The sequence below is a fragment of the Brachybacterium sp. p3-SID1565 genome, assembly GCF_025143785.1.
GTDB lineage: Bacteria > Actinomycetota > Actinomycetes > Actinomycetales > Dermabacteraceae > Brachybacterium > Brachybacterium epidermidis.
The window spans coordinates 42,788-54,587 of sequence record NZ_JAMBDS010000013.1; the positions used below are offsets into that span (position 1 = coordinate 42,788).

The window sequence follows — 11,800 nt, forward strand, 5'->3', positions numbered from 1 at the left end:
GCTCGCACGCACCTGCCGGCAGCACCTCACGCGGCCCTGGGTCCTGCGGTGCTCGTGCTGCGGCCACGTGATGGCCCTGCCGTCGGCCAGAGCCGTTCTCAGAGCTGGAGACGAGATTCGAACTCGCAACCGCCTGTTTACAAGACAGGTGCGCTACCGTTGCGCCACTCCAGCGGGATGGGGCCGGTCGATCACAACCGGCCCCGACATGCTACCGGGGCCAGGTCAGCCCTGGCCGCCATCGGAGGCACCGCCACCGTCGGAGGCCCCGCCACCGTCGGACGGGGCGGGCGCGTCGTTGCCCGCGGCCCGCACGGCCTCGAGCAGGGCGCCGGGGGTGGACCAGTCCTGGAACTCGGTGCCGTCGATCTCCACGTAGGGAGTGCCGGAGGTCTTCTCCTGGGCGTAGCCGTTCGCCGTCTGGCGCACCCAGCCCTGGTAGGTGCGGCCGTCGATGCAGCTCTGAACGCTGTCGGAGGCACCGGCCTGCTGCGCGAACTCCCACATCTCCTCGTTGCTCAGGCCCGCGGTGCCCTGCGCGGGCTGATTGTCGAACATGGCCTGCTGGAAGGCGAGGGCGTTGTCGGGGTCGTCCTCGTACACGCACACCAGTGCGTTGGCCGAGCGGGTGGAGAAGTCACCGGAGCTGGAGGAGCGGTCCATGATGCGACGGGGCACCAGGTGCACGGTCGCCTCCTCCTGCTCGACGATGGTCTGCAGGTCTGCGCCGTTGACCTCCTCGAAGGTGCCGCAGTGGGGGCACATGAAGTCCAGGTGGACCTCCAGCACCGGCTTGCCGGAATCGCTGGGGGCGCCCAGGGTCAGGTACCCCTGGCCCTCTGGGATTCCCTGCGGCGTCGCCACCGGGCCCTCGGGCTGCAGCGAGCGGTAGATGAGGTATCCGGCCCCGGCCAGGAGCACGAGAGCGGCGATGGTGATCACGGCGATGACCACGGAGCGCACGGTGCGCTGCCGGCGCAGCTCGGCCTGGCGCTGCTTGCGGATGGCTTCCCGCTGCGCCTCACGGCGGCTCTGCGCTGACTTCGACGACGAGGCCATGTTCTCTCCTCACCCCCGGGTGGGGCGCTGCGGATGGACGGGACGGGGGCGAGTGTAACCCTCGCAGGTCAACGTCCGAGGCGCCGGAACCACGCTCCGGGTATGCCCGGAAGGTCGCTCAGCGGCGCCAGACGGCGATGTCCTCGAGTCTGGGGCCCGCGCCGAAGGGGAAGTAGTCCACCGCCCCGCCGCGCGCAAGGATCGTCGTGACCACCGCGGCCACCAGCAGCAGCAGGAGCACGGCCAGCACTGCCGACCACACCCGGTCCGGGGCGGCGGCGTCCACCATGCGATGCGCACCCGCGCGGGTGGTGCGACTGCCGATCCCCACCCAGGTGATGAGCAGGGTCACTGTCATCGCGGTCGCGAAGGCAATGCCGTCGGGCGGTGGGGCGGCGCGCAGCACGGTCCAGGCTGCGTCCACGGCGATGCCCACGAGCAGGCCCAGCAGCAGCGGGAGCAGCGCCTGGAGCGCGATCTCGACCAGGGACAACAGCATCCGCAGGGGGGCAGCAGCCCCCACGGCCCACTGAGCGCCCGATCCCGCGGCGCCGCGGAGGCGTCGCTGCGCGAGGGCCTGATGGGACCGCTCCCATGTGCGGGCCAGGGCTCCCAGCACCAGCAGCAGCACCAGCGAGATGTAGGGGGCCACGGCGGCCAGGCCGATCAGCAGCAGGTGCCCGGTCCACACCAGCAGGGGTCGGCGCGGCGGCGGGGCGGGGGCCGACCAGGGACCGTACGGGGTCATCTGCCCGGGCATGGCGCCAGGCGCGGCCCACCCGGGCGCCGTGGGCACCTGGGCAGGGGCTTGCACTACCGGTGCATGACTGCGCATCTGCGGTGCAGGCGCGACCTGGGGGCTGCGCTGCACCGGGTACCCCCCGCCGTTCACCGGAGGCTGCGCATGCTGCGGCACCACGGGCATCTGCCGGGTCGGGGTGCCCATCACCGGCAGCACCTCGGTGGCCGGCCCGCGGTCCGGGATCGGCTCCGTTCGTGGCCCCGAAGCGGAGGGATGGTCCACCACCGGCAGCACGGCGGTGGGCGAGTCGATCGGTTCGAGGACCTGGGTGTCGTCCGTCCCGGCGGGGATCGCCTGCGTGTCGGGGAGCGATGACGGTCCCTCAGCCGCAGGGAGCGCCTCGGTCACTCCCTGCGGGGGTGCGTGGCGATCGGCCTCATGCGCGACTGTGGGCGCCCCGTCCTCGGGGGCGGGCGCGCCCCCCACGACGGCAGCGGTCTCACCCACCGGCGCGTCGGCCCCGCGCCCGGCGGTGCCGCCTGCCTCGGTGCCGGGCTGCACCGCGCCGGCTCCAGCGACAGGCAGTGCTGCGGTGCGCCCACCGGCATCGAAGACCTCCGTGGGACCGGGGTCGTCGTAGTGGGTGAGGTCGAGATCGGCGAGCTGCTCGAGCAGCTCCTCGGGGCGGGGCCGCTGCTCCGGATCCGCCTGCAGTGCACTGCGCAGCCACCGTGCCAGTTCCGCGGGTGCGCCCTCGACGTCGATCTCGCCGCGCTCGGCGCGCAGGAACACCAGGTCCGCGCGGCCACCCCCGTACGGTTCGCGACCTGTGGCCGCGAAGGCCAGCAGGGCGGCCCACGCCCACCAGTCACCTGCCTCCCCGGTGTGGTTGGTGCGCACCACCTCGGGATCGAGGTAGGCGGCGGTGCCCATCACGAGGCCGGTGGAGGTCAAGCGCGACTCCTCGGCGGCGATGGCGATGCCGAAGTCGATGATCACCGGGTCCAGCCGGTCCCCGTCGGGGTCGAAGCCGTCCAGGTCCTCGTCGGTGGCGCCGCGCAGCAGCACATTGCTCGGCTTGAGGTCACGGTGCACCACACCGGCGGCATGGATGTCCCGCAGGGTCTCCCCCATCACCAGGCCCAGTTCGCGCACGGCCTCGGGGTGCAGCCCGCCCCGGCTGCGCACGGCGTCCTCGAGGGTGGGCCCCGGGATGAACTCGGTGACCACGAAGGCCTCGCCGGAGTCGAGCTCGGCATCGAGGATCCGCACGATGTTGTCGTTGCGCACCCGCTGCTGGGCTGCCACCTCTCGGGCCAGGCGCTCCCGGGCACGCGGATCATCGGAGATCTCGTGGCGCAGGAGCTTGACCGCGACGTCGTTGCCGTCGGCGTCCCGGCCCCGGTAGACGATCCCCATGCCCCCGGCGCCGATGCGTCCCTGGATCTCGTAGCCGGAGTCCTCAGCGAGCGCGACGAGCCGCGGATCGCGGCGCGCCGGGCGACGAGGGCGGGGATCGACCATGGTGGCCATGCTACGAGGCGGGTGCCGCGGCCGGGGTCCCGCTGCGCTCGTTCCGGCGTTCCCTCACCTCACCTGCACGGCTCCTGCACAGGGGGCCAGCCACACCCGAGCGATACCCCTGAGGGGTATAGAATCGCATCGAGGGCCTGGTTCCCGGCCCGGCCGAGCAAGGGGTCCGCCCCGGACCGGCCAAGGGGCGCGTCCCGGCCCAGCCAAAGGGCGCGCCGCGGCCTGACCGAGGAACCAGCGCCCCCACCCCACCGACGCGAGACGAAGGAGCACGACATGAGCACCTCCACCTACGGACTGACCGGCCTGACCTGCGGCCACTGCGTGAACGCGGTGACGGAGGAGGTCTCCGCGATCGAGGGCGTCTCCGACGTGAAGGTCGACCTGGTCACCGGAGGCACCTCCACCCTCACGCTGACGGCTGACCGCGAGGTGTCCAAGGACGCCCTCGCAGCCGCGGTCGACGAGGCCGGCGACTACCAGCTCACCGACGCCCCCGCCTGAGGCGGGCCCGGGTTCGGGCACGGCCACCCCTCGACCCCGCCGCCCCCACGTGAGACGATGCGCGCGCGGTGCCGCACAGCTTTGGCGCCGCGGCGCCGCGCGGCGTCGACACGCACCCGGGCACGGCCCGGCCGGCACGAAGGGGGAACCATGCGCTCGAACCTGTTCGACGCCTCGAACCAGGAGAAGCAGACCAACGACCGCTGGACGCTGCAGTCCTCGAAGATGCTGCGGTGCGCCCTGCACCCGCAGGCACCCGAGATCATCTCCGCGGCCGGAGCCATGGTCGCCTACCAGGGGCAGATGGACTTCTCGTACCAGGGCTCCGGCGGCGGCATGAAGCTGCTGAAGAAGATGGTCAGCGGGGAGGGCGCCAACATGATGCGCACCCGCGGCCACGGCGAGGTGTTCTACGCCCGCCAGGCCCACGAGATCTTCCTGATCCAGCTCGAGGGCGACGCCCTCACCCTGAACACCAAGAACCTGCTGGCCTTCGACAGCACCATCCAGTGGGACATCCGTGCCCTCGGCGGCGGCGGCATGATGGCCGGTGGCCTGTTCAACCTGTTCCTGCAGGGGCAGGGCATGGTGGCGGTGACCTCCGACGGCCCGCCGATGCTGCTGGACTGCTCGCGCCAGCCCACGTACGTGGACCCGCAGGCAGCCGTGTGCTGGTCGGCGAACCTGCAGCCCCAGATCAAGAACGACTTCAAGATGGGCTCCCTGATCGGGCGCGGCTCGGGTGAGTCGTTCCAGCTGGCCTTCCACGGCCCCGGCTTCGTGGTGGTCCAGCCCTCCGAGGGCATCCCGGCGGTCGCTGCTTCCTGAGCCCCGAGGCGACCGGCGGGTCCGCCACGAGCCGCCGGTCGCCACCACTGCCGCCTACGATGAACCGGTGAGCTCCTCCACCCCCCGCTCGCTCGAGGTCGAACTCGATGCCCTGGGTCCCACCGCTCTGCGCAAGGCATCCTCCGATGCCGCCGCCATGTTCGCGGCCGACGTCTCCGGTGCGGCCCCCGGGATGATCGACCCCCTGCCGACGGTGGTCACCGCTTCCGACTGGGAGCACCTGGCGGGCGGTCTGGTGCAGCGTGCACGCCTGATGGACGCGCTGTACGCGGACCTCTACGGCCCCCGCACCGTGTTCGGCTCCGATGTGGCACCCACCGCGCAGCTGCTCGACGACCCGGCCTACCTTCGCACCGCCGTGGGCATCCCCGCCCGCGGATCCCACAGCCTGTTCGCCCTCACCTGCACCGTGGGCCGCGCGGCCGACGGCGAGTGGAAGGTGATCCGCGACGAGATCGACGTCCCGCACGGGGCCGGCGCCGCCCTGGAGATGCGCCGGGTGCTGTCCCGCTGCGCCCCAGGCCTGTACCGCTCCACCGAGCTGCGCCGCCTGCACCCCTTCTTCGATCGGATCCGCGCTGCGCTGGACCATCGCGGGCGCACTGACGGCGGCGCGGGGCGCGCCGTGGTGCTGATGGGCGAGGAGGAGGATCCCTTGCGGGCCTTCGACCACCACTGGTTCGCGAACCTCCTGGGCGCCCCCGTGGTCTCCGCCACCGACCTGCGCACCGGTGCCGGGTCGCTCACCCTGCGCGTGCCCGGCGTGCAGGCCGATCCGGCCGAGGCCGTGGACACCCTGATCCGTCTGGCCCCCTCCGGGCAGGTGGACCCCTTGGACCTGGGCCCCACTGCCCTGCGCGGTGTGACGGGACTGGTGGAGGCTGCACGCAACGGCGACGTCGAGGTGCTCAATCCGCTGGGGGCCGGGCTGCTGGAGAACCCCGCACTGCGCAGCGCCCTGCCCGACCTGTGCCGACAGATGCTCCATGAGGACCTGGTGCTCCGCTCCGCCTCCGAGGAGAACGGCACCGCCTGGTCCCCCGTGCTGTCCTTGGACCCGAGCGGCGCGGTGGAGCCCGTCGAACGACCCGTCACCCTGCAGCTGATGGTCCTGGCCGGGCACGACGGGTACGAGGTGCTGCCCGGTGGCGTGGCCACCACCGTGGACGATGCCCCGCCCGCGGTGAAGGACGTATGGGTGCTGGTACCGGAGTCCGACAGCGCCGGCGCAGCCGCACCGGCATCCCCCACCACCGTCAGCCGCTCGGTGCTGCCTGCGTACCCCGCGATGACCCGCTCGATCGGCTCGGACCTGTTCGGGTTCGGCCGCTACCTGGAGCGGGTGGACCTGACCGCGCGCCTGCTGCGCACCGTGCTGGACACCACCAACGATCTCGGCTCCGAGCGCGGCAGCAGTGCGCGCACCGCGCTGTCGGTGCTGCTGAGAGCCGTCACGGACGTCACCACCACCTTCCCCGGCTTCCACCGGATCGACCTGCAGGACGCCGAGGAGGTGCACACCGAGATCGCCTCCCTGCTGACCGCGGTGGACCGGCCCGGCTCCCTCGCGCAGTCGTTCTCGGCTCTCGCCCACACCACCCGCACCCTGCGGGACCTGGTCTCCGATGACATCTGGCCGGTGATCGCGCGCATGCGGGCGCGGATCCGCTCCCTGTCCCGCATGGAGTCCCAGCCGCTGGAGCCTGCCCTCACCGACATCATCGACGGCTGCCTCACCCTCTCCGGTGCCGTCACCGACTCGATGCCGCGCAACATCGGGTGGGACCTCACCGAGACCGGCCGCCGCATCGAGCGCACCCTGGGGCTGCTGGCACTGCTGCGCGCCAGCCTGGGCCACCGCAGGCCGGGAGCGTCCGAGGCGCGCATCACCCAGGCGGTCGCGGTGATCACCGAGTCCGGAGCCTCCTACCGGCGCTACTACCATGCCGCGGTCCAGCCGGAGCTGCTGCTGGAGCTGCTGCTGGCCGACGCCACCCTGCCGCGCTCGCTCGCCTTCCAGCTGGAGCGCCTGGGTGCCGGCCTGGACCGCCTGCCCGAGCCCACGCCCTCGCCCGAGCTGCGGGCGCCTCTGAGCGCACTGCGCACCCGCGTAGGCGGCTGGACGCCCCGCGACCTGCTGCGTCCGGTCGGCGATCCCGCCGACGACGCTCCCACCGTGCTGCTGGACGAAACCAGCTCCGCGATCTCCTCGCTGCGCGAACTGGCCGGTGCGCTCGAGGACGTCTACTTCCGGCCTGCCGAGTCCACCGCCCCCTGGGGGTTCGACGATGTCTGAGCAGCTGCCCCCGGTCCCGCTGCGCCTGGACGACCACAGCGCGGTGGAGACCGTCGACTACTCCGTGCACCACCTGACCTCGTACACCTACGCCAAGCCCGTCAGCCGCAACTACGGCCGCGCCCACGTGGAGCCCCGGGCCACCCCCTACCAGCGAGTGCTCTCCCACGAGGTCTCCGTGGACCCTGCTCCCGCCCGGCTCAGCACGCACACCGACTTCTACGGCAACTCCTCGACCTACCTGCTGGTGGATGAGCACCACGATCACCTGGAGGTGCACTCCCGGGCACGGGTCTCCGTGGCCGAGCGGCGCTACCCCAGCGAGACCATGTCCCGCCCGTTCGAGAGCTGCCGCCCGGAGAACTGGGGCCCGCTGATGCCGGCGGCCAGCATCGACTTCACCCAGCCGTCGCCCCGGATCCGCATTGGTGGGGCGGTCGAGGAGATCGCCTCCGAGGTGTTCGTCCCCGAGCGCCCCACCGGCGAGTGCCTGGCCCACCTCACCGCGCTGATCCACACCGACTTCACCTATGACTCCGGGGCCACCACGGTGACCTCGACCCTGGAGGAGGTGCTCAGCGCCCGGCACGGCGTGTGCCAGGACTTCGCCCACGTGGGCGTGGCAGTGGCACGGTCCGCCGGGCTGGCCGCCCGGTACGTCTCGGGCTACCTGCGCACCGCGCGCAGCACCGACGGGGCGCTCGGCACCCAACCGGACGGCGAGATGGTGGGCTCGGCCGCCTCCCACGCCTGGCTGAGCGTGCTGGTGCCCGGGACGGGCTGGGTGGACATCGATCCCACCAACCGCACCTTCGTCGATCAGCGCTTCGTGACCACCGCCTGGGGACGCGACTACACCGATGTGCCCCCGCTCAAGGGGATCGTGGTGGGTCCGCCCGGAGCCACCAGCACGCTGTCGGTCGCAGTGGGCGTGGTACCGGTGAGCACACAGGGCTGACAGGGTTCCCTCCCTCACTCAGGGCCCGCACAGCGCACCCGAGGACACGCTCGCCGTCTCGGGCCCGAACGGTCTCCTTCCGCAGGTAACAGGGCGTAACCTGGATTCCTCCTGAGTACGAGAGAAGGAATCCCCCATGAGTTCACCCGCCCCCGGGCCCGGCGCCTCCGGTGCGCCGGCTCCCGCTCCCGCTCCCCCGCCCAGCACGGCGATCCCTGCACCGAAGGCTCTCGCCAAGGCGCTCGAGGACGGCATGTACGCCAAGGCGACCACGCCCTACGGCCGCATGTTCCTGCTGTCCCTGACCGGCGGCGCGTTCATCGCCTGGGGCTTCATCTACATGGTCACCTCCCAGCAGGGGATGACCGAATGGCCCACCGGCATCGCCAAGGTCCTCGGCGGTGTCGTGTTCTCCGTGGGCCTGGGACTGGTCGTGATGAGCGGCTCGGACCTGTTCACCGGCACCACCATGACCGTCATGCCGTGGCTGTCCAAGCGGATCACCGCCGGCAAGATGCTCGCTCACTGGGGCATCTCCATCACCGGCAACTTCATCGGCTCCGCGCTGATGGCGCTGCTGATCCTGCTGGCCGGCGTGCACGCCTCCAATGGCGGGGCATGGGGCCTGATCACGCTGAACACCTCGCTGGCCAAGGTCTCCTACGACTGGCCGCGCGCCTTCTTCCTGGGCCTGCTGGCCAACTTCGCCGTGTGCCTCGCGGTGTGGATCGCGACCGCCGGCAAGACGGTCACCGACAAGATCCTCGCCGTGATCGGCCCGATCTCGCTGTTCGTGGCCACCGGCCTCGAGCACTCGGTGGCCAACATGTTCATGCTGCCGATGGGCCTGATGGTCAAGTACGGCGCGGGGGACGAGTTCTGGAACGGCGCCGCCGTCCAGAAGGCCGGAGTGACCGTCGATGACTTCGCGGCGCTGACGCCGCTGTCCGTGGTGTGGGACAACCTGATCCCGGTGATCCTCGGCAACATCGTCGGCGGTGCCGTGTTCGTGGGCGTCTACTTCTGGCTGGCCTACAACAAGCCGGAGACCTCCGCTGCGAAGGAAGAGGCCCGCAAGGACAGCTGACCCGGAGACAGCTGGCCCTAAGGGCAGCTGACCCTGGTGGGCCGGGCTCCCGCCCGCCCCCGCCGCTCGACCACCATCGCGCACCCCTCGGAGCATCGGGGGGTGCGCGGTGCTGTCGGGGGTGCGTCAGCCCGCTCACAGCACCCCCTCCCCCACGAATTCCGCGTATAAAGTGGTGCGGAAATCTGCGCGCTGCGGCGCGCTCCCGTCCGGCGCATCCGTGCGCCACGAGACCGAGGTGAGATGTCCTCCTCCCCGCAGTCCCTCCGCCTGGCCGTCATCGGATCCGGCCCCGCCGGCGTGTACGCCGCAGAGACCCTGCTGCGCTCCGAGGCCGTGAAGTCCGGGCGCCTGGAGGTCCAGGCCGACATCTTCGACAGGCTCCCCGCCCCGTTCGGGCTGATCCGCTACGGCGTGGCCCCGGACCATCCGCGCATCAAGGGGATCATCACCGCGCTGCACCGCATCCTGGGCCGCGGCGACATCCGCTTCCTGGGGCACGTGGAGTTCGGCACCGATCTGACCATTGAGGACCTGCGCGAGCACTACGACGCGGTCGTGTTCGCCACCGGCGCCCTGAAGGACGCCGATCTGGACATCCCCGGCATCGAACTGGACGGCTCCTACGGTGCCGCCGACTTCGTGGCCTGGTACGACGGGAACCCGGACTATCCGCGCACCTGGCCGCTGGAGGCCGAGCAGGTCGCGGTGATCGGCAACGGCAACGTGGCCCTCGACGTGGCCCGTGTGCTGTCCAAGAGCGCCGACGAGCTGCTGCGCACCGAGATCCCCGCCAACGTGCACGAGGGGCTGGCCGCAGCCCGCACCACCGATGTGCACGTGTTCGGCCGCCGCGGCCCCGCCCAGGCCAAGTTCTCGCCGCTGGAGACCCGCGAGCTGGCCCACCCCAAGGGTGTGCAGGTGGTCATGGACCCGCGCGACCTCGAGCAGATCAGCGAGGCCGAGTGGGAGGCCATCAAGGCCGACAAGCGCACCGACCAGGTGGTGCAGAGCTTCGTGAACTGGCTCGAGGAGCAGCAGCGGCGCGAGGCCGCGGGCGAGGAGCCCACCGACCACCACGGCGGGCCCGTCACCCGGCGCCTGCACATGCACTTCTGGCATCGGCCCGTCGAGGTGCTCGGCGAGGACGGGAACGTCACCGGCATGCGCTTCGAGCGCACCCGGCTCGACGAGGAGGGGCGCCTGGAGGGCACCGGCGAGTTCGTCGACTACGAGATGCAGGCCGTGTACCGGGCGGTGGGGTACTTCGGCAGCGAGCTGGCCGGGATCCCCTACGACTCCTCCCGCGGCGTGATCAGCAACGCCGCCGGCCGTGTCACCGAGGCGGATGGCACCGTGCTGCCGGGCCTGTACGCCAACGGCTGGATCAAGCGCGGTCCCGTCGGCCTGATCGGCGCGACCAAGTCCGATGCGATCGAGACCGTGGGCTCCCTGCTGGAGGACCTCGAGTCCGGGCAGCTGCCCACCGCGCCGGAGCGCGACAACGACGCGATCGTGCGCCTGCTGGACTCCCGTGGGGTGCAGTACACCACGTGGGAGGGCTGGATGGCGCTGGACGCGCACGAGAAGGCCCTCGGTGCGGCCGCGGTGGATGCCGACGGCGAGCCGCGCGCCCGCATCAAGGTCGTGGACCGCGAGGAGATGGTCCGCATCGCCCGCGCGGGGATGTCCCTGCCCGCCGAGGTCTGAGCCGCGCACGGTGCAGGGAGGCACCCCGCCGCTATAGTGGAATGATTGTTCCACAATCGAGAGGCGATCCCATGCTCACCATCACCTACGACCGCTTCGGCGATCCCGCCGACGTCCTGCGCACCGCCGAGGCCGATGCCCCTGTTCCGGCCGCCGGCGAGGCGCTGCTGAGGATGTCGTTGAGCCCGATCCACCACCACGACCTGTGGACGATCCGCGGCTCCTACGGCGTCCGCCCCGCGCTGCCCTCCGGCGCCGGCAGCGAGGCCGTCGCGGTGGTGGAGGCGCTCGGCGAGGGCGTCGAGGGCTACGCCGTCGGCGACCGTGTCGCGGCGACCGGGATCACCGGAGCCTGGGCGGAGCTGTTCACCGCCCCCGCCTCCTCGCTGGTCCCGGTGCCGGCCGAGCTGCCGGACGAGTCCGCCGCCCAGCTCGTGGCCATGCCCTTCAGCGCCGTCTCCCTGCTCGAGCACCTCGACCTCGCTCCCGGCGAGGTGCTCGTGCAGAACGCCGCGACCGGGGCCGTCGGCCGCCTCGTCGCGCAGTTCGCTCGGCTGCGCGGGATCCGCGTCATCAGCCTGGTGCGGCGCGGCAGCGGCGTCGAGGAGCTCGCCGCGCAGGGCATCGGGGACGTCGTCGCCACCGATCGGGAGGACTGGCAGGAGCAGGCGCGTGCGCTGATCGGAGAGGCGCGCGTCGCAGCGGGGCTGGACTCCGTGGGCGGCGAGGCGGCGGGCGAGGTGCTCTCGCTGCTCGGGGACGGCGGTCGCCTGGTGGTCTTCGGGGCGATGGGCGACTCGACCATGGCGCTCCCCTCGGGCCCGATCATCTTCCGCGATCTGAAGGTCGAAGGCTTCTGGGGCTCCCGGATCTCGGCGGAGATGGCGCCGGAGGTGCGTCGCCGGCTCATCGGCGAGATCTTCTCCGGCCTGCTTTCCGGCGAGGTCACCCTGCCGGTCGCGGCCACCTTCCCGCTGGAGGAGGTCGCCGCCGCCGTGGCGGCCACGCTGACCGACGGCCGACAGGGCAAGGTGCTGCTGCGCCCGTGAGCAGCATGCCGCA

9 protein-coding genes and 1 tRNA gene are annotated in these 11,800 nt (G+C 71.9%); 7 read left to right on the plus strand and 3 right to left on the minus strand.

Going from position 1 to position 11,800, the window contains the following annotated elements:
- Nucleotides 1-102: 102 nt before the first annotated feature.
- The 3 genes from M4D54_RS05110 to M4D54_RS05120 all read right to left on the minus strand — a co-directional run bounded on the left by M4D54_RS05110 (nt 103) and on the right by M4D54_RS05120 (nt 3,325).
- Nucleotides 103-174 (minus strand) — tRNA-Thr (locus M4D54_RS05110).
- A gap of 51 nt (nt 175-225) precedes the next feature.
- Nucleotides 226-1,059: a DsbA family protein gene (locus tag M4D54_RS05115; RefSeq protein WP_259890578.1), complete on the minus strand. Its 834-nt coding sequence runs from the start codon at nt 1,057-1,059 to the stop codon at nt 226-228.
- 118 nt (nt 1,060-1,177) lie between these two features.
- A complete protein-coding gene (locus tag M4D54_RS05120; protein WP_259890580.1) occupies nt 1,178-3,325 on the minus strand; it encodes a serine/threonine-protein kinase in 2,148 nt (715 codons plus the stop codon).
- Between the two features lie 285 nt (nt 3,326-3,610).
- Here M4D54_RS05120 and M4D54_RS05125 point away from each other — a divergent pair, with 285 nt between their 5' ends.
- From M4D54_RS05125 to M4D54_RS05155, 7 genes are all read left to right on the plus strand, one after another.
- Nucleotides 3,611-3,838 (plus strand): heavy-metal-associated domain-containing protein, encoded by a 228-nt coding sequence (locus tag M4D54_RS05125; protein WP_259789716.1) that lies wholly within the window; start codon nt 3,611-3,613, stop codon nt 3,836-3,838.
- Nucleotides 3,839-3,988: 150 nt separating this feature from the next.
- Complete coding sequence (locus tag M4D54_RS05130; protein WP_259890582.1) at nt 3,989-4,666, plus strand: AIM24 family protein; 678 nt, start codon at nt 3,989-3,991, stop codon at nt 4,664-4,666.
- 67 nt (nt 4,667-4,733) lie between these two features.
- The gene (locus M4D54_RS05135) at nt 4,734-6,983 is read left to right on the plus strand and encodes a circularly permuted type 2 ATP-grasp protein (RefSeq protein WP_259890584.1); all 2,250 of its coding nucleotides are present in this window, start codon (nt 4,734-4,736) and stop codon (nt 6,981-6,983) included.
- Nucleotides 6,976-7,941, plus strand: coding sequence for a transglutaminase family protein (locus M4D54_RS05140; protein ID WP_259890587.1), 966 nt, complete (start codon nt 6,976-6,978; stop codon nt 7,939-7,941). Before M4D54_RS05135 ends, M4D54_RS05140 begins: the two co-directional genes overlap by 8 nt.
- A 136-nt stretch (nt 7,942-8,077) precedes the next feature.
- On the plus strand, nt 8,078-9,028 hold the full coding sequence (locus M4D54_RS05145) for a formate/nitrite transporter family protein (protein ID WP_259890588.1): 951 nt from the start codon (nt 8,078-8,080) through the stop codon (nt 9,026-9,028).
- Nucleotides 9,029-9,271: 243 nt separating this feature from the next.
- On the plus strand, nt 9,272-10,738 hold the full coding sequence (locus M4D54_RS05150; protein WP_259890590.1) for an FAD-dependent oxidoreductase: 1,467 nt from the start codon (nt 9,272-9,274) through the stop codon (nt 10,736-10,738).
- Nucleotides 10,739-10,809: 71 nt separating this feature from the next.
- Nucleotides 10,810-11,787 carry a zinc-binding dehydrogenase gene (locus M4D54_RS05155; RefSeq protein WP_259890592.1) on the plus strand — a complete coding sequence of 326 codons (978 nt, stop codon included), beginning with the start codon at nt 10,810-10,812 and terminating at the stop codon, nt 11,785-11,787.
- The last annotated feature ends 13 nt before the right edge of the window (nt 11,788-11,800 follow it).